This window comes from Pseudomonas sp. G166 (assembly GCF_037027455.2).
Classification (GTDB): domain Bacteria; phylum Pseudomonadota; class Gammaproteobacteria; order Pseudomonadales; family Pseudomonadaceae; genus Aquipseudomonas.
The window spans coordinates 1,881,149-1,897,505 of the sequence record NZ_CP146985.1 but is presented as its reverse complement, the minus strand read 5'-3'; the positions used below and the strand labels follow the sequence as shown (position 1 = coordinate 1,897,505).

The window sequence follows — 16,357 nt, the reverse complement described above, 5'->3', positions numbered from 1 at the left end:
TAGCAGTGCCTTGAGGAGCGTGACGTGCGGTGTAACGTCCTGAACAGCGGGCAGTTAGAGCTTCACTTCATTACTGATGCCATGGGGCACATGCCCCGTGGCGACCACCTCACGGGCCAGTTCGCAGTGGCCGGTCTGATCGTCGAAAAATACGTCGGCAGCGAAGGCTTCCAGGAATGCCGATTTGGTCAGGCCGCCGAGAAACAGTGACTCGTCCAGACGGATATCCCATTCGCGCAAGGTACGAATAACCCGTTCGTGAGCCGGCGCCGAACGGGCAGTAACCAGGGCCGTGCGGATCGGACAGGCGTCCTCGGGAAACTCGCGCTGCAACGCATTGAGTGCGGCCAGGAAGCCCTTGAACGGCCCGCCTCGCAGCGGCTCGCGGGCAGCCTGGCGCTCGCTGGCCTGGAACGCCTCCAGACCACTGGCCTGATAGACGCGCTCGGACTCATCGGAAAACAGCACCGCATCGCCGTCGAAGGCAATGCGCAGTTCTTCGCTGGCGGCGCGGCTGGCACCGCCCGACAGAATGGTCGCCGCAGCGAACCCGGCGTCCAGCGCGCTGCGCACGTCTTCAGCATGGGTGGATAAAAACAGATCACAGCCGAACGCCTTGAGATAAGGGTAAGGACTGCGGCCGCCAACGAAGGCGGCACGGGAAATCGCCAGGCCATAGTGATGAATCGAGTTGAACACGCGAAGACCGGTGTCGGCACTGTTGCGCGAGACCAGGACCACCTCGACCCGGGCCCGCCCCAGGTGTTCGTTGAGGTTCAGCAGTTTTTGCACGAGGGCGAAGGCGTCCCCTGGCGCGAGGACTTCGTCTTCATGCTCGATCTGGTATTGCCGATAGGCCTCGACGCCACTCGACAGGTACACCTTGTGGCTTTCGCTCAGGTCGAACAGCGCTCGCGACGAAATTGCCAGCACCAGTTTGTCGTCGATGTTATTTGCCACGGCATTCCCCCTTTCGCCCGATCAGCGGTTGCGTCGGTCCATAAACGCCAACGCCTGATACAGAGCTTCGATTTTCGGCAACTCACACCCCACCGCTTTCGCCGCCGCCAACGGCCGGCCGTAGATCGCCTCCAGCTCCAGCGCACGCTTGTGGGAATAATCGTGATACATGCTCGGCCAGTAGTCGGGCATTTTCTCGGTCATCGCGAACAGATACTCGGCGTAGCCGGGCGCAATATGGTGGCCGCAAGCCTGGGCGCCGCGCACCACCTCGCCCATCAGCGCCTGAATCAACGTACGGCTATGATCGTTGGCCATCAACGGCGTAGTACTGGCCCCCAACAGGACCGAAAGGCCGTTGTACGGCACGTTCCACACCAGTTTCTGCCAACGGGCCTGTTGCAGGTCCGGCATGGCTTGGGAATCGATACCGGCATCACGAAACAACGTCGCCGCCTCCTCGACAATCGCCATGCGTTGCGCCTGGCTGTTACAAGGACCGCTGTGGTAACCCATGTTGACGGCGCCAAGGGCCTGATGGGCGATGACGCCGGGGCCGACACGGTGCACGCAGATCAGGCACAGGCCACCCAATAGATGCAGCGAATCAGGCAGCAAGGGACGGAGTTCGTCTTCGACATCGAGGCCGTTCTGCAGCAACAGGACTTTTGCACCGTCCGCGGCAGCCTGGATGATGGCTGGGGCCAAGTCGGCATTGCTGGTGGTCTTGGCGCCAACCAGCAGCCAGTCGCAAGGCGGCATGTCGGCGGCCGAGCGATACGCCTGGGCCGGGTTGAGGGTCAGCGCGCCATGAACCGCGCTGTCGACATGCAAGCCGTTTTCGGCCACGGCACTGAATTCGCTGCGCAGTAAAAAGTGCACGTCATGACCGGCACGAGCCAGCATCACCCCATAGAATCCGCCGATCGCACCGGTCCCGATCATCCCGATCCGCGGTTTAACGCCTGCCTGCATCTTTGCAACTCCTCTGGTAAACGGCCCCTGCACACTATCAGCGCGAGTGGCATGGCATGCAATCTTCATTACATCTGGTCACGAATCTGTTGCTGCTCCCCTCTTCAAGGCTTTTCCCCAGCCTGTAGGGCATTAAACCGGTCTCAGCCCATTGTCGAGCCACCTCGTAACGCGATAAGGTTCGGCTCCCCGACGCGCTTAACATTCGCTGTGCACCGCCGCGCGGGGATCGCTGGCGGCCGGCACCCGTGACCTGACGAGTAACACGATGGCTGATTTACCGATCAATGACCTTAACGTCGCCTCCAACGAGACCCTCATCACGCCTGACCAGCTCAAGCGCGATATCCCCCTGAGCGACGCTGCCCTGCGCACCGTGACCAAAGGCCGGGAAGTCATTCGCAACATTCTCGACGGCACCGACCATCGCCTGTTCGTGGTCATCGGGCCCTGCTCGATCCATGACATCAAGGCCGCCCACGAATATGCCGAGCGCCTGAAGGTGCTGGCGGCGGAAGTTTCCGACACCCTGTACCTGGTGATGCGAGTGTATTTCGAAAAGCCGCGGACCACCGTCGGCTGGAAAGGCCTGATCAACGATCCGTACCTGGACGACTCCTTCAAGATCCAGGATGGCTTGCACATCGGTCGCCAGTTGCTGCTGGACCTGGCCGAAATGGGCCTGCCCACCGCGACCGAAGCCCTGGACCCGATCTCGCCGCAATACCTGCAGGACCTGATCAGTTGGTCGGCCATCGGTGCCCGCACCACCGAATCCCAGACCCACCGTGAAATGGCTTCCGGCCTGTCCTCGGCCGTGGGCTTCAAGAACGGCACCGACGGCGGCCTCACCGTGGCGATCAACGCCTTGCAATCGGTCTCCAGCCCGCACCGTTTCCTGGGTATCAACCAGGAAGGTGGCGTATCGATCGTCACCACCAAGGGCAACGCCTACGGTCACGTGGTACTGCGTGGCGGCAACGGCAAGCCGAACTACGACTCGGTCAGCGTCGCCCTGTGTGAACAGGCGCTGAACAAGGCGAAGATCAAGCCGAACATCATGGTCGACTGCAGCCACGCCAACTCCAACAAGGATCCGGCGCTGCAACCACTGGTCATGGAGAACGTGGCCAACCAGATCCTGGAAGGCAACCAGTCGATTATCGGCCTGATGGTCGAAAGCCATCTGAACTGGGGCTGCCAGGCGATCCCCAAAGATCTCGCCGACTTGCAGTACGGCGTCTCCATCACCGATGCCTGCATCGACTGGAGCACGACCGAAAACACCCTGCGCAGCATGCACGCCAAACTCAAGGACGTGCTGCCTAAGCGCCAGCGCAACTGATCGGCCTGCTTCGACACATAAGCAACGCATAAAAAAACGCCGGGCTTTTCAGCCCGGCGTTTTTTATGGAATCCGTTATCTCAGAGCTTCGCCGCGTGCCGCTGGTGACGCTCCATGTAGCGCTCCACGTAGGAGCAGGACGGGATCACCGTGTAACCCATTTCTTCGGCGTACTGCAACGCCCTTTCGGTCAACGCCGCCGCAATACCCCGGCCGCGCAAGGCGTTGGGCACGAAGGTGCGATAGATATCCAGGGTCTGTTTACCCAGGTCCATATAGGTCAGATAGGCACGATGACCGTCCACATTGGTCTCGAACTGATGACCAGCCTGGTCATGGTGGATGGACAACGCCTCGCTCATCACTACTCCTCGCGGGTCTGAATGCTGACCCCTACCTTACCGATGTTTTTCCGGCGAAGGAACATCTACGCCACCCCGTGCCTGTCTGGTCACCGAGCGCAAAAAAACCAACCGCTCAAACCCGAGCACGTCGTGAATAGTAGGCACCAATGACGCAAATGCTCAAGGCACGCCTGTCATTACAGGGGCAAACCCTGTCAGGTTTATCGATTGAGCGCCGCTGTCGCACCGTAGTCGGCCAAGGCGCAATAGCTGAACATCGCCAGTTGTTGAGTCTTGAGACGAGCGCGCGTTATTAAAGTCACCGCCAATAATCAATAAAGATGCCTGGGGCATTGAGCAAATTTTGTACAAAAGTGTAGCCGAATCAATAAACAACGACGTTAGCGCTGGCTCGAAGTGTGCTCCTGCGAGCGGAACTTTTCTTCACCGGCACGCTCCAGGCAAGGGTTCGAGGCTGTATATTTTTTAAACAACCCTAAGAAAAGTTGCTCGAAAAAGAATCACCGCCTACAATTTTTTTGCTTCTTGCGCTACGTCAGTTTACTTACTACAAGTAATGGGTAGTATGTACGCCGGCTAACTCCTCAGTCTGAGGAGACAGTCACTAATAGAAAGTCCTTGAAGGGGAACACGATGAACAACGTTCTGAAATTCTCTGCTCTGGCCCTGGCCGCAGTTCTGGCTACCGGTTGCAGCAGCGCATCGAAAGAAACCGAAGCACGTCTGACTGCTACCGAAGACGCAGCAGCTCGCTCCCAGGCTCGTGCAGACGAAGCCTACCGTAAAGCTGATGAAGCTCTGGCTGCTGCTCAAAAAGCACAACAGACTGCTGACGAAGCTAACGAGCGTGCTCTGCGCATGCTGGACAAAGCTAGCCGCAAGTAATAGTCCTTCGGGATTGTTATCGAGCCGACCCATTTTTGGGTCGGCTTTTTTTTGCCCGGTGTTTTCCCAGGCGATAAAAAACCCGCCGACGTAGCGAAACATCGGCGGGTTCTAATCAACCGTTATTGCTGCAGGTCGATCGGTGCACTCGATACCATCGGCGCAGAAGTACTCGGAACCGCGATCTCCACGGGCAGCCCGTCTTCGGCAGCCACCACGTCACGCACCACATCCCAGTCCATGCGCTGGTTATTGGTAATGTCCTCACGCTTGAGCATCGCGTTGATCACCGCAGTGTGCTTGTCCACCACCGACGGGTTGCCCTTGTCGTCCAGCGGTGTATGGGCTTCCAGGTAAACCTTGCCGCCGCTCAGACCGAGCTTGTACGGATCGTTGATGATTCGCACCGACGTGCCCACCGGCACCATGCCGGCCATTTCCAGGACGTTGTTGTTGAACATCCGGAAGCAACCGTGGCTGGTACGCATGCCGATACCGAACTTTTTGTTCGAACCATGGATCAGGTAGCCCGGGGTGCCCAAGGTGAACTTGAACGGGCCCAGCGGGTTATCCGGGCCGGCTGGCACTACATTGGGCAGCGGATCACCGTCGGCGGCATGCTCGGCCTTGATCGAGGCCGGCGGGGTCCAGGTCGGGTTGGGTGTCTTGGCGATGATGCTGGTGTGGGCGATCGGCGATCCCCAGCCTTCCCGACCAATCCCCAGTGGGAAGGTGTAGACCACGTTGCGGCCTTTGGGGAAGTAGTAGAGACGGTACTCGGCGAGGTTGATCACGATGCCCTCGCGCGGTCCCGGAGGCAGGATGAACCGGGTCGGCAGCACGATCTCGGTGCCTGCGCCCGGCAACCAGGGATCAACCCCCGGGTTGGCGGCGACCATCTCCGTGTAGCCCAGGTCGTAGGTAGTGCCCAGGTCGGCGAAGGTGTCTTCGTATTTGGCCTTGATGACCTGCACCTGGCCGACGATGTCTTCACCCGGCGGTGGCAGGGGCAACTCCAGTGCTGCAACGGGGCCAGCCATACACAGGGCGGCGAGAGACAAGCAGCGGGTGACGGCAGGCAAGCGCGGCAACATCCAGAAATCCTTCGCAGATCGAACAGAGGGGTATGAAAACCGCGATTGTACACTGCCACCTGTTATTTCGGGGAGAGTGCCAATAAGACGTCCGATGCGCAGCATTTTTTGAGGTGCTCACCGGATTGGCATTCAACGCAAATCCCCTGTGGGGGCGGGCTTGCTCGCGAAAGCGGTGGGTCAGCCAGCATTGAAGCCTGAGGTGCGCACGCTGCGAATCTGGAGGATTACAACTCGAAGCGCAGCTCAGGCCAGATCGGCGAGGTGCCGCGTTTCTGCGACTCCAGGATCGCCCGGCACAATGAACACAGGCGATGGTCCTGGAATATCTTGCGATCAACCCCCGACCAACGCGGCTGGGCCGGTAGCAAGCTGCCGCAGAGGGTTCGGTCGGCCGAGCCGCCAAGTTCCAACTGCCGGGTCACCAGATGCACCCGCACTTCCTGGCAGGCGAACAGATCCAGCTGTTCGTCAGGCTCGATCAGTTGGTAGGCAAACAGGGACCAGGCTGGGCGCGGCATCGGGGGCTCCAAATCGGGGGCGCCACATTAGCCGAAAGCCCGCCTGTAGAAAAGGTCAAAGCAGCGGTTTTAGCGTCGGCCAGACATTTTCCAGCAACTTGCCCTGGGCCGCGACGGACGGGTGCAGGCCATCGCCTTGCATCATCCCGGGAACACCACCGATGTCCTTGAGGAAAAACGGCACCAGCGGCACTTGTTTCTCCTCGGCCAGGCTGCTGTAGACCCGGGCGAAGGCATCGGTGTATCGGCGCCCGTAATTGGGCGGCAGTTGCATGCCCAGCAGCAGTACCTTGGCACCACTGGCGCGGGAGCTGTCGATCATCGCAGCAAGGTTTTGTTGCAATTGTGTTGGCGGCTGTCCACGCAAGCCATCGTTGCCTCCCAACTCAAGGACCACCAGGTCCGGCTTATGGGCTGCAAGCAGCGCCGGCAGGCGCGCCTGGCCTCCTGCACTGGTGTCGCCACTGATCGAAGCATTGATCACTTTGTCATCGAAACCCTCGGCCTTGAGCCGTTGCTCGAGCAACGATACCCAACCTTGCCGGGTATCCAGGCCGAAAGCCGCGCTGATACTATCGCCAACGATCAGGACTGTACCCGCCGCTGCGTTCTGGGCCATGCACATTAGGGCCAGGCCGGCACTCAAAAACCACACACGCATCGGATTCTCCATGGGCTCAAGCATTCTCACCGCGAAGGACCTTAGCAAAGTGGTTCCCAGCGCGGAAGGTGAACTGACCATCCTGCACGAACTCAGCCTGGAACTGAACAAAGGCGATAGCCTGGCGATCGTCGGCGCATCAGGCTCCGGCAAATCCACCCTGCTGGGCTTGCTGGCCGGCCTCGACCTGCCCAGCAGCGGCGAAGTGACCCTCGCCGGCCAGGCCCTCAGTGCGTTGGATGAGGATCAGCGGGCGCGGATTCGTGCCGAGCATGTCGGTTTTGTCTTCCAGTCGTTCCAATTGCTCGACAGCCTCAACGCACTGGAAAACGTCATGCTGCCGCTGGAACTGGACGGTCGTGGGGATGCCCGTGAACGCGCCACGGAATTGCTGCAACGGGTCGGCCTGGGCCAGCGCCTGACCCACTCGCCTCGCCAGCTCTCCGGCGGCGAGCAACAACGCGTGGCGATCGCCCGCGCCTTTGCCGCCGAACCCGACGTACTGTTTGCCGACGAACCCACCGGTAACCTCGACAGCCACACCGGTGAGCGCATCAGCGATCTGCTGTTCGAATTGAACAAGGAAAGCGGCACGACCCTGGTGCTGGTCACCCATGATGAACGCCTGGCCCATCGCTGCCGGCGCCTGATCCGACTTGAAGCGGGCCAGATGGTCGCGCCCCTGGAGCCTTGATGGCACGCTTGCCGCTGTTGCGCCTGTTCAGTCTCGCTGTCCGCCAATTGCTACGCGACGCCCGCGCCGGTGAGTTGCGCGTGCTGTTCTTTGCTCTGTTGGTGGCGGTGGCGGCGAGTACCGCCATCGGTTATTTCGGCGCCCGCCTCAACGGCGCGATGATGATGCGTGCCACCGAATTCCTCGGCGCCGACCTGCTACTCGAAGGCAGCTCGCCTGCCCGTCCCGAACAAATTCGCAGTGGCACCGAGCTGGGCCTGGAACATGCCCGGGTGGTGGAGTTCTCCAGCGTCGTCGCCACCGACAACGGCATCCAGCTTTCCAGCGTCAAGGCCGCCGATGACATCTACCCGCTGCGTGGCGAACTCAAAAGCGCCCCTGCCCCATTCGCCCCGGAAGAAACCGGTGGCCGACCGAACCCCGGCGAGGCTTGGGTCGAAGCGCGGCTGCTGACGGCACTGGACCTGAAAATCGGCGACAGCATCGATGTCGGCAACAAAACCCTGCGCCTGAGCCGGGTCTTGACCTACGAACCAGATCGCGCCGGCAATTTCTACAGCCTCACGCCCCGAGTCCTGATCAACCTCCAGGACCTGGACGCCACCGGCGTGGTACAGCCTGGCAGCCGCGTCAGCTATCGCGACCTGTGGCGCGGCCCGGCGTCAGCCCTGCAAACCTACCGCGACCTGATCAAACCGGGCCTTGAGCCCAACCAGCGCCTGCAGGATGCCCGCGACGGTAACCGGCAGATCGGGGGCGCCCTGGGCAAGGCCGAGCGCTACCTGAACATGGCCAGCCTGGTGGCAGTGTTGCTGTCCGGCGTCGCCGTCGCCCTCTCGGCCAATCGCTTTGCTACCCGCCGTTTCGATGCCAGCGCCCTGCTGCGCTGCCTGGGCCTGTCGCGCCGGGAAACCATGGTGCTGTTCAGCCTGCAATTGACGGTGCTGGGCCTGCTGGCCAGCATCAGCGGCGCCCTGCTCGGCTGGATCGCCCAGTTGGGATTGTTCGCGCTGCTGCATGATCTGTTGCCCACCACCGTTCCACCGGGCGGCCTGCTACCGGCAATTGCCGGGATCGGTACCGGACTGGTAGCGCTGGCGGGGTTCGCCCTGCCGCCGCTGGCCGCGCTGGGCCGGGTACCTCCGTTGCGCGTGCTGCGCCGGGACATGCTGCCCATCCCCTCCAGCACCTGGGTGGTCTACGGCGCGGCATTGGGTGCCCTTGGCCTGATCATGTGGCGCCTGAGCCTGGACCTGGTGCTGACCTTTGCCTTGCTCGGTGGCGGCGTCGTTGCCGCGCTGGTGCTCGGCGGCCTGCTGTTGCTGCTGCTCCAGAGCCTGCGGCGCCTGTTGGCCCGTGCCTCCTTGCCCTGGCGGCTGGGCCTCGGCCAGTTGCTGCGCCATCCATTGGCCGCAGCCGGCCAGGCACTGGCATTCGGCCTGATCCTGTTGTCCATGGCGTTGATCGCGCTGTTACGTGGCGAGTTGCTGGACACCTGGCAAAACCAGTTGCCGAAAAACGCCCCGAACTATTTCGCCCTGAACATTCTGCCCAATGACAAGCAGGCTTTCACCGACAAGCTGCTGGCGCTGTCGGCACAATCGGCCCCGCTCTACCCTGTGGTGCCGGGGCGACTGATCAGCATCAACGGCGAGCCGGCCACAGAGTTCGTCACCAAGGACTCGGCCGGCGACCGGGCGTTGCAACGCGACCTGAGCCTGACCTGGGCCGCCGACCTGCCAGCGGGCAATGTCGTCACGGCCGGGGCCTGGTGGTCGCAACAGCCAACGGACGATATCCCTGGGGTTTCGGTGGAAGGCAAAGTGGCCGAGAACCTCAAGATCAAGTTGGGCGACCGCCTGGTCTTCAGCGTGGGTGGCGTCAACCGTGAAGCGAAAGTCACCAGCCTGCGAGAGATCAACTGGGATAACTTCCAGCCTAATTTCTTCATGATCTTTCAGCCCGGTACCCTGAAGGATCTGCCAGCCACCTACCTCACCAGCTTTTATCTGGCAGCCGGTCACGACCAGCAAATTGTCGACCTGGCCCGATCCTTCCCGGCGGTGACGATCCTGCAGGTCGAAGCCTTGCTGGAACAACTGCGTAGCATCCTGGCCCAGGTCACCCTGGCCGTGGAGTACGTGTTGTTGTTCGTGCTGGCGGCAGGGATGGCCGTGCTCTTCTCTGGCCTGCAGGCCACCCTAGACGAACGGATCCGCCAAGGTGCGCTGCTGCGCGCCCTCGGTGCCGAGCGGCCACTGCTGGTCAAGGCCCGGCGCATCGAGTTCGGTTTGCTGGGTGCGGTCAGCGGCCTGCTCGCGGCCCTGGGTTCGGAACTGGTGAGCCTGGTGCTCTACCGTTACGCCTTCGACCTACCCTGGCATCCGCATCCGTGGCTGTTGGTATTGCCGCTGGTGGGGGCCCTGTTGATCGGCGCCGCCGGCGTGTTTGGCACCCGTCGTGCGCTCAATGCCAGCCCGCTGACAGTATTGCGCGAGGGTTGATAGACTCCCGGCTTCGTCATCACAAGAAGTTGCCATGAGCCGCTATCGTCCACCCCGCACCGCCGGCACCGCGCTGATCACCCCCGAGGGTGAAGCGCGGATGCGCGCCGAATTTCATGAACTGTGGCATGTGCGCCGTCCGCAAGTGACCCAGGCGGTCAGCGAAGCGGCAGCCCAGGGTGATCGCTCGGAAAATGCCGAATACACCTACGGCAAGAAAATGCTGCGGGAAATCGACAGTCGCGTGCGCTTCCTCACCAAGCGCCTCGAAGCGCTCAAAGTGGTCAGCGAAAAACCCAGCGACCCCAACAAGGTGTATTTCGGCGCCTGGGTCACTGTCGAAGATGAGGATGGCAAGGAGTCACGCTATCGCATCGTCGGCCCGGACGAGCTGGATTTGAAACAGAACCTGATCAGTATCGATTCACCGCTGGCGCGGGCACTGATTGGCAAGGCCCTGGACGCCGAAGTTCGCGTCCAGACGCCTACCGGTGAGAAACGGGTCTACATCGTGGACATCACTTACCCGTAACCCCACGCCCCATCGGCCTCGCGTCAGAGGCCCTGTACCTCAACGACGAGTGATCAAGCCCTGCCGTGCAACTCGGGTCAGTTGCCGGATCATTTCAGGCGCTTGCGCCGCACTGGGGGACTGGATGACGGCCAGGTCGAAACTGTCGTCGGCGAAACGCGCCAGTGACTCACCGTCTTCTATGAACTGGATCAGGAAAGCTGCCGGCCCGTGGCTACGTCGCGGCCAGCCATCGAGATAACGCAACAGCGTTGGCTGGTGGCTACCGCCCAGGAGAATTTTTGGATTGCGCTGCAGAAGGTTCGCCGTAATCGGCGCAAGACGTACAAGGGGGCTGGGTGCGTTCATCGTGTCGTGTCTCTGCCTCAAAAGTCTGCATGGCAGGTGAGAGGCAACACCGAACCAGCGCTTTAGCGGTATTTCGAAGCCCGGCTTTCCGGCTTCTATCGGCAACTGGATGAGTCACCTGGCGCCCCGCAAGTAGCTGTTTAAATCGGCGCATGAGCGGCATCCTAGAGAAGCTGACTGGCCAGTGTCAAGAATCGCTGCTCATAAAAAAGGCCCGTACAAGACGGGCCTCGAGATTCAAATCGTGCAATCAACCGGCGATGGCGCGATCGACCGACAACTTGCCAGCGCCTTCGATCAGCACCGCAATACTGCCGGCCAGCAAGGCCAGGGCAAACTCATAACCGTTGTTGGCCATGAACAATCCATTGCCAATGTGCACGGAGAAAATCGCCACCAGCGACAGAAACGCCAGGCCCAATGCTGCCGGACGGGCCAGTAAACCGATGATCAGCGCCAGCCCGGCGAAAAACTCGGTGCCACCAGCCAAGGTCGCCATCACATAACCCGGGGTCAGGCCGATGCTTTCCATCCACTGCGCCGTCCCCGCCAGGCCGTAGCCACCGAACAGGCCGAAGAGTTTTTGCGAGCCGTGCGCGGCGAAAATGATACCGACAACGATGCGCAGGACAGTCAGGCCATAGCCGGCGCGGGTAAACAGGACTTTATTGATCAGCGAGCTCATGTGGGGTCATCCTTAGGTGTGTGGTTGTTGGTCGCCATATTAATCAAAAAAACTTGTGTTAAAAGCGGATAAATTTCGACATAACAATCAGTTTAATCGATCATTTTCGCTGAGCGACCTTTTCCTGAGGCTCCAGCGACTCCCGCTCCCGATCAAACGCCAAATAATATTTGTTCACGCTATTAACGTAGCTGACGGCGCCCATCCCCACCTGCTCCATGGCAATGCGCTCGACCTGGAAAAACCATTGGTTGGGGTTCAGCCCTCGCCGCCGGGCCTCGGCCCGCATGCCCTGGACGCGCTCAGGCCCCATGTTGTAGGCAGCCAATACGAAGGCCATGCGTTCGCGCTCGTTGAGCTTGGGGCTGGCAAAGAACTTGCGACGGATCAGGGCCAGGTACTTAGCGCCAGCCAGGACATTGGCGTCCAGGTCCTGGATGTTATTGACCCCGACCCGCTGAGCCGCCGACGGGGTGATCTGCATCAGGCCGGTGGGCCCGCTGCCGCTGCGGGCATTGGGCTGCAGGGCTGACTCCTTGAATGCCAGGGCCGCCAGGTTGAGCCAGTCCATGCCTTGGGCCTCGGCATGTTTTTGCAGCACCGGACGCAGTTTTTCCAGGCGCTGGCGATCAGCCCGGGCCAGCGGATAGTGGACCTGGTACAAACGGCGATAGATGCGCAGGAACGCTGCGTCCTGGTTGGACGGTACCTTGTAGGTCGCCAGGAACTGGTCGACGCTCGCTCGTAGCATGGCGGCATCGCGGCGTACGAACCAATACTCATCACCCGGTTCACCGATCAGCACCTGACGATCGAAGCGCAACTTGGGCAGGATCTTGCCCCAGCGCTCGGCGATAGGTTGCTCGACGATGGTCAGGTGGAAAATCCCGCCCTGGACCATTTCCAATACATCTTCCACCGCCAAGGTGGGGTCGACCCATTCGACCTTCACGGGTGGCAACTTGAGCAACGCGAGTTTCTGGTTGATCTGGCTGACCGCATCCCCTGCCGCACTGCCGTTAGGCAGGGCCAGGGTCTTGCCGGACAGTTGCTCCACCCGGGTGTAGCGCTTCTCACCCTTGATGCCCACCAGCAACAACGGCACGCCGGTACGGATCGGATCGCTGGCGCTGACCGCATGGCCGGTCTGGGGATCGAGCAACTCACCGGGTGCCACGAGGTCGCCCTCCCCGCGCTGCAAGGCGCCGAGCAATTGGTCCTTGGCCTTGGGAATGATCTTGAGGGTGATTTCCTGGCCATCCCGGGCGTGGCCGTTGAGGTATTGCTCGAAGGCCCGCAACCGGTGATATTCGACACCAATGGGCTGGCCCTGGACTTCGCCGGAGCTGTTGCGGCTCTGGTTGACCAGAACCTTCAACACCCGGCTGCTGCGGATCTGCGCCAAGTCGCGCACCGTGCCCGGCGCCACCGCTTGCACAGGTCCAGGCAGCCGCGCTTCGGCCGGCATCGGCAATAACAGCGAACAACACAACAGTAGCAACACCTGGGGACGTGTCATCCACTCTCCGGAAGGAATACCGCGGACCGCCTTCTTTGAAAAAAATCGAGGCTGGGTCGACAGAAACAGAGCACCTGGGGCGCTGAAAAAGTGCGCAAGACTGGCACAGTGATGGCGTTTATACCAACCCGACTTATCTAGCGGCCTTAACAGACAGCCTCAACTCGTTGTAGTTCTTGGCTTTTCTTATAAATCTACAGCTCTGATATGCTTTCCGGCCTTTGGGCCGAGGTAGCACCATGCAACTCATCGATATCGGCGTCAACCTGACCAACCCCAGTTTTGCCGACAAACACCAGGCGGTGCTTGAACGCGCCTATGCAGCCGGGGTCTGCCAACTGGTCCTGACCGGCACCAGCGTCGAGGGCAGCGAACAGGCCTTGGCGCTGTGCGAACGCCTCGACGACAGCGGCGAACGGCTCTTTTCCACCGCTGGTATCCATCCCCACAGCGCTAGCGACTGGAGCGCCGAGAGCACCCGGCATCTCAAGGACTTGCTGATGCAAAGCCGCGTCCGCGCGGTGGGTGAATGCGGGCTGGATTTCAACCGGGACTTCTCCCCCCGCCCGCAGCAGGAAAAAGTCCTGGAAGAACATCTCGCCCTGGCGGTAGAGCTGCAACTGCCGGTCTTTCTTCACGAACGGGATGCCGACCAGCGTCTGCTGGAAATCCTGCGGGAGTTTCGCGACCAGTTGCCGGCCGCGGTGGTGCATTGTTTTACCGGTGAAAAAAAGGCCCTGTTCAGCTACCTCGACCTGGACCTGCACATCGGCATTACGGGGTGGATCTGCGATGAACGCCGGGGTACGCACCTGCACCCGCTGGTGCGCGAAATTCCTCGCGGTCGGTTGATGCTCGAAAGCGACGCGCCGTACCTGCTGCCCCGTACGCTGCGGCCAAAACCCAAGAATGGTCGTAACGAACCGGCCTATTTGCCAGAAGTCTTGCGGGAAGTCGCCTTGCATCGAGGCGAAACCCTGGAAGACCTGGCGGCCCACAGCACGGCGTGTGCCCGGGCGTTTTTCGGCTTGCCCACGATCTCCTGATCACATAGATCCCTTGTGGGAGCGAGCAGGCTCGCTCCCACAAGGGATCCTTGCTGTTTATTGAACCACATCAAAAACCTGGGCTCGGTGTTGTCTGTTGACCCACATCAAAATCCCGGCGCCTGAGTAGCGGCAGAATAATGGCACCTTGCCAATGCTGTTTCCGCTATCAGAGAAGACCTTCCATGGGTGCCTGGCTTAGCAACATCTCACTGAAGTACAAATTCTGGGCGGTCAATGCGGTCGCCTTTGTCACCACCTTGCTGCTGGTGCTCTACGCCGTGCACCTGGAGCAACAAGCGCGCAACCACGCGGCCCAGGCGAACGCCCAGGCACAGGCACACTTGCTCAATGCCTGGCCTGTCGGACAACCCTTGCCCAAGGCCGACTACCTCCTGACATTCCAGCGCGATCAGGCCCCCGTTTTCCACGACCAGGCATTGCCGTCGCTGGTGCAGGCCGACGGCTGGGTCGAACTGAACGCCGGACCGTTGTTCGGCAACGATCCGCTGCTGGGTGCCGAAGTGATCCGTCGAGGCGACGACCAGCGGCTCGCGGTCCTGGCCCATGGCGCGAGCCTGGGCCAAGTGTTCGGCGAGCGCTTCAGCCAATATGCCGTGGCGGTGTTCGTGTTGATGTTGGCGATGCTGGGGGCCTCGCAATTGTTGATCCGTTTTCTGCTCAGCCAGCTCAACACCCTGAAGGACGTGATGCTGCATGTGGAAAAAACCGGTGACCTGTCCGCCCGCGTGCCCCTGGCCTGCAAGGACGAAGTGGGTCAGATGGCCGCCGCGTTCAACGCCATGCAGGCCGGTTATCAACGTGTGGTGGACACGGTTGCCAATACTGCCCGACAACTGGACAGCGGTGCGGCGCGCCTGGCATCGAGCATGAACGATGTTCGCCACGGCATGCTCGGCCAGCAAAGCGAAACCGATCAGGCGGCCACGGCGATCAACGAAATGTCCACCACCGTGTATCACATCGCCCAGCATGCCGGCGCCACCCGCGACCTGTCGAAAACCGCCGACACCCTGGCCGGCAACGGTCGTGAAGTGGTCAGCCGCGTACAACAGTCGATCACTGGGCTGTCTTCGGGCGTACAGCAGACCGCCGAAATGATCCAACGCCTGGCCGAAGACAGTCAGAAAATCAACAGCGTGGTCAGCGTGATCCACAGTATTGCCGAACAGACCAACCTGCTGGCTCTCAACGCGGCCATCGAAGCAGCGCGGGCCGGTGAGATGGGACGGGGCTTTGCCGTAGTGGCCGACGAGGTACGCAACCTGGCCAAGCGGGTACAAACTTCCACGGATGAAATCACCACCATGGTCTCAGCCCTGCAGGCCGGTACCCAAGACGCGGTGGATTTCATGCAGGAGAGTTCGTACAAGGCCGACGATTGCGTGCAGCAGGCCCGCGAGGCCGGCGAAGCACTGGAGCAGATCACTAATGCAGTGGCGCAGATGCGCGAGAGCAACACCCAGATTGCTGTCGCGGCCGAGCAGCAAAGCCAGGTTGCCGAGGAAATGAACCGAGCGGTGGTGAGTATTCGCGACGTGACCGAAAACACAGTGCGCCAGACGGTGGACTCGGCCACCACCAGCCATGAATTGGCAACGTTGGCGGGTGAGTTGAACAAGGCGATCGGGCAGCTCAAGCTTTAGAACAGTGCGGCAGCGCCTGTGGCGAGGGAGCAGGCTTGCTCGCCACACAAGCAGTCTCTTGCCGCATAGATGAAAGCGCTATCGCCGCCTATCGCGTCGATAGCCAACCGCGATTCGCCGCCCGGTCCGGCCAGGCCTATTCTTGGGTCATTCAGTTTGATGAACTCAAGGAACAGCATCATGGGCAAACGTCATCCCAACCTCCCGGCCTGGCAATGGCGCGCCTATCCTGATAACCATCGCCACCCGACCAACCTGGTGTTGCACCTGATTGCGGTGCCGCTGTTCATCGTCGCGTTTCTGTTGATTGTGTCCGGGGTGTTCAGCCTGAGCCTGGCCGATGTGGCCATCGGCATCATTGGTGTGCTCGCGGCCCTCGGCTTGCAGCGCCACGGCCACAGCCTGGAGACCCAGGCCTCCGAACCGTTCAGCGATCGCAAAGATGCAATGTCACGCCTGCTGGTGGAACAGTTCCTGACCTTTCCCCGGTTCTTTCTCAGCGGTGGCTGGTGGCGCGCCTGGCGGGATCGCCACCGCCACTGAACAGCTCAAGGCC

Annotated in this window: 18 protein-coding genes; 8 read left to right on the top strand and 10 right to left on the bottom strand. The window is 61.0% G+C overall.

Annotation, left to right across the window (positions count from 1 at the left end):
• Positions 1-54 precede the first annotated feature (54 nt).
• Complete coding sequence (locus SGN16_RS08555) at positions 55-960, bottom strand: 5'-nucleotidase (protein ID WP_210643535.1); 906 nt, start codon at positions 958-960, stop codon at positions 55-57.
• Between the two features lie 21 nt (positions 961-981).
• Entirely contained in the window at positions 982-1,935 is a 954-nt protein-coding gene (locus SGN16_RS08550) for a putative 2-dehydropantoate 2-reductase (RefSeq protein ID WP_210643534.1), read from the bottom strand.
• 268 nt (positions 1,936-2,203) lie between these two features.
• Here SGN16_RS08550 and SGN16_RS08545 point away from each other — a divergent pair, with 268 nt between their 5' ends.
• On the top strand, positions 2,204-3,280 hold the full coding sequence (locus SGN16_RS08545; protein ID WP_210643533.1) for a 3-deoxy-7-phosphoheptulonate synthase: 1,077 nt from the start codon (positions 2,204-2,206) through the stop codon (positions 3,278-3,280).
• Positions 3,281-3,360: 80 nt separating this feature from the next.
• Here SGN16_RS08545 and SGN16_RS08540 read toward each other — a convergent pair whose 3' ends face one another.
• Positions 3,361-3,642 carry a GNAT family N-acetyltransferase gene (locus SGN16_RS08540; RefSeq protein WP_003183779.1) on the bottom strand — a complete coding sequence of 94 codons (282 nt, stop codon included), beginning with the start codon at positions 3,640-3,642 and terminating at the stop codon, positions 3,361-3,363.
• A gap of 636 nt (positions 3,643-4,278) precedes the next feature.
• Between SGN16_RS08540 and oprI the strand changes: the two genes are divergently transcribed.
• Positions 4,279-4,530: an outer membrane lipoprotei OprI gene (oprI, locus tag SGN16_RS08535; protein ID WP_003199355.1), complete on the top strand. Its 252-nt coding sequence runs from the start codon at positions 4,279-4,281 to the stop codon at positions 4,528-4,530.
• A 122-nt stretch (positions 4,531-4,652) separates the two neighbouring features.
• Here the strand turns inward: oprI and SGN16_RS08530 are convergent, their stop codons facing one another.
• From SGN16_RS08530 to SGN16_RS08520, 3 genes are all read right to left on the bottom strand, one after another.
• Positions 4,653-5,624: a L,D-transpeptidase family protein gene (locus SGN16_RS08530; protein ID WP_210643532.1), complete on the bottom strand. Its 972-nt coding sequence runs from the start codon at positions 5,622-5,624 to the stop codon at positions 4,653-4,655.
• Between the two features lie 227 nt (positions 5,625-5,851).
• Positions 5,852-6,145: a hypothetical protein gene (locus tag SGN16_RS08525; protein ID WP_003183788.1), complete on the bottom strand. Its 294-nt coding sequence runs from the start codon at positions 6,143-6,145 to the stop codon at positions 5,852-5,854.
• Positions 6,146-6,200: 55 nt separating this feature from the next.
• Positions 6,201-6,806: an arylesterase gene (locus SGN16_RS08520; protein WP_210643531.1), complete on the bottom strand. Its 606-nt coding sequence runs from the start codon at positions 6,804-6,806 to the stop codon at positions 6,201-6,203.
• Between the two features lie 10 nt (positions 6,807-6,816).
• Here SGN16_RS08520 and SGN16_RS08515 point away from each other — a divergent pair, with 10 nt between their 5' ends.
• From SGN16_RS08515 to greB, 3 genes are read left to right on the top strand one after another with little or no spacing between them, the layout of a single operon-like run.
• Positions 6,817-7,500: an ABC transporter ATP-binding protein gene (locus SGN16_RS08515; protein ID WP_210643530.1), complete on the top strand. Its 684-nt coding sequence runs from the start codon at positions 6,817-6,819 to the stop codon at positions 7,498-7,500.
• Positions 7,500-10,004, top strand: coding sequence for an ABC transporter permease (locus SGN16_RS08510; RefSeq protein WP_210643529.1), 2,505 nt, complete (start codon positions 7,500-7,502; stop codon positions 10,002-10,004). Before SGN16_RS08515 ends, SGN16_RS08510 begins: the two co-directional genes overlap by 1 nt.
• A 34-nt stretch (positions 10,005-10,038) precedes the next feature.
• A complete protein-coding gene (gene greB, locus SGN16_RS08505; protein ID WP_210643528.1) occupies positions 10,039-10,536 on the top strand; it encodes a transcription elongation factor GreB in 498 nt (165 codons plus the stop codon).
• A 39-nt stretch (positions 10,537-10,575) separates the two neighbouring features.
• Here greB and SGN16_RS08500 read toward each other — a convergent pair whose 3' ends face one another.
• From SGN16_RS08500 to SGN16_RS08490, 3 genes are all read right to left on the bottom strand, one after another.
• On the bottom strand, positions 10,576-10,884 hold the full coding sequence (locus SGN16_RS08500; protein ID WP_210643527.1) for a class I SAM-dependent methyltransferase: 309 nt from the start codon (positions 10,882-10,884) through the stop codon (positions 10,576-10,578).
• Between the two features lie 250 nt (positions 10,885-11,134).
• On the bottom strand, positions 11,135-11,569 hold the full coding sequence (locus tag SGN16_RS08495) for a DoxX family protein (RefSeq protein ID WP_018603042.1): 435 nt from the start codon (positions 11,567-11,569) through the stop codon (positions 11,135-11,137).
• A gap of 100 nt (positions 11,570-11,669) precedes the next feature.
• Complete coding sequence (locus SGN16_RS08490; protein ID WP_210643526.1) at positions 11,670-13,088, bottom strand: transglycosylase SLT domain-containing protein; 1,419 nt, start codon at positions 13,086-13,088, stop codon at positions 11,670-11,672.
• Between the two features lie 239 nt (positions 13,089-13,327).
• Between SGN16_RS08490 and SGN16_RS08485 the strand changes: the two genes are divergently transcribed.
• Positions 13,328-14,134 (top strand): TatD family hydrolase, encoded by an 807-nt coding sequence (locus SGN16_RS08485; RefSeq protein WP_335945342.1) that lies wholly within the window; start codon positions 13,328-13,330, stop codon positions 14,132-14,134.
• A 185-nt stretch (positions 14,135-14,319) separates the two neighbouring features.
• Positions 14,320-15,801, top strand: coding sequence for a methyl-accepting chemotaxis protein (locus tag SGN16_RS08480; RefSeq protein ID WP_335945341.1), 1,482 nt, complete (start codon positions 14,320-14,322; stop codon positions 15,799-15,801).
• Here the strand turns inward: SGN16_RS08480 and SGN16_RS08475 are convergent.
• Entirely contained in the window at positions 15,798-15,983 is a 186-nt protein-coding gene (locus SGN16_RS08475; protein ID WP_335945340.1) for a hypothetical protein, read from the bottom strand. The genes SGN16_RS08480 and SGN16_RS08475 overlap by 4 nt on opposite strands.
• On the opposite strand from SGN16_RS08475, the gene SGN16_RS08470 reads away from it, so the two are divergent.
• Positions 15,982-16,344: a terminase gene (locus SGN16_RS08470; RefSeq protein WP_210643522.1), complete on the top strand. Its 363-nt coding sequence runs from the start codon at positions 15,982-15,984 to the stop codon at positions 16,342-16,344. The two genes, SGN16_RS08475 and SGN16_RS08470, sit on opposite strands and share 2 nt — an antisense overlap.
• The last annotated feature ends 13 nt before the right edge of the window (positions 16,345-16,357 follow it).

What these genes read in the sequence shown, in the direction of transcription:
- SGN16_RS08550 (WP_210643534.1), bottom strand. Translation starts at nt 1,935, where the DNA reads ATGCAGGCAGGCGTTAAACCGCGGATCGGGATGATCGGGACCGGTGCG.
- SGN16_RS08530 (WP_210643532.1), bottom strand. Translation starts at nt 5,624, where the DNA reads ATGTTGCCGCGCTTGCCTGCCGTCACCCGCTGCTTGTCTCTCGCCGCC.
- SGN16_RS08495 (WP_018603042.1), bottom strand. Translation starts at nt 11,569, where the DNA reads ATGAGCTCGCTGATCAATAAAGTCCTGTTTACCCGCGCCGGCTATGGC.
- SGN16_RS08490 (WP_210643526.1), bottom strand. Translation starts at nt 13,088, where the DNA reads ATGACACGTCCCCAGGTGTTGCTACTGTTGTGTTGTTCGCTGTTATTG.
- greB (WP_210643528.1), top strand. Translation starts at nt 10,039, where the DNA reads ATGAGCCGCTATCGTCCACCCCGCACCGCCGGCACCGCGCTGATCACC.
- SGN16_RS08485 (WP_335945342.1), top strand. Translation starts at nt 13,328, where the DNA reads ATGCAACTCATCGATATCGGCGTCAACCTGACCAACCCCAGTTTTGCC.
- SGN16_RS08520 (WP_210643531.1), bottom strand. Translation starts at nt 6,806, where the DNA reads ATGCGTGTGTGGTTTTTGAGTGCCGGCCTGGCCCTAATGTGCATGGCC.
- SGN16_RS08515 (WP_210643530.1), top strand. Translation starts at nt 6,817, where the DNA reads ATGGGCTCAAGCATTCTCACCGCGAAGGACCTTAGCAAAGTGGTTCCC.
- SGN16_RS08470 (WP_210643522.1), top strand. Translation starts at nt 15,982, where the DNA reads ATGGGCAAACGTCATCCCAACCTCCCGGCCTGGCAATGGCGCGCCTAT.
- SGN16_RS08510 (WP_210643529.1), top strand. Translation starts at nt 7,500, where the DNA reads ATGGCACGCTTGCCGCTGTTGCGCCTGTTCAGTCTCGCTGTCCGCCAA.
- SGN16_RS08540 (WP_003183779.1), bottom strand. Translation starts at nt 3,642, where the DNA reads ATGAGCGAGGCGTTGTCCATCCACCATGACCAGGCTGGTCATCAGTTC.
- SGN16_RS08480 (WP_335945341.1), top strand. Translation starts at nt 14,320, where the DNA reads ATGGGTGCCTGGCTTAGCAACATCTCACTGAAGTACAAATTCTGGGCG.
- SGN16_RS08500 (WP_210643527.1), bottom strand. Translation starts at nt 10,884, where the DNA reads ATGAACGCACCCAGCCCCCTTGTACGTCTTGCGCCGATTACGGCGAAC.
- SGN16_RS08545 (WP_210643533.1), top strand. Translation starts at nt 2,204, where the DNA reads ATGGCTGATTTACCGATCAATGACCTTAACGTCGCCTCCAACGAGACC.
- SGN16_RS08525 (WP_003183788.1), bottom strand. Translation starts at nt 6,145, where the DNA reads ATGCCGCGCCCAGCCTGGTCCCTGTTTGCCTACCAACTGATCGAGCCT.
- SGN16_RS08475 (WP_335945340.1), bottom strand. Translation starts at nt 15,983, where the DNA reads ATGATGCTGTTCCTTGAGTTCATCAAACTGAATGACCCAAGAATAGGC.
- oprI (WP_003199355.1), top strand. Translation starts at nt 4,279, where the DNA reads ATGAACAACGTTCTGAAATTCTCTGCTCTGGCCCTGGCCGCAGTTCTG.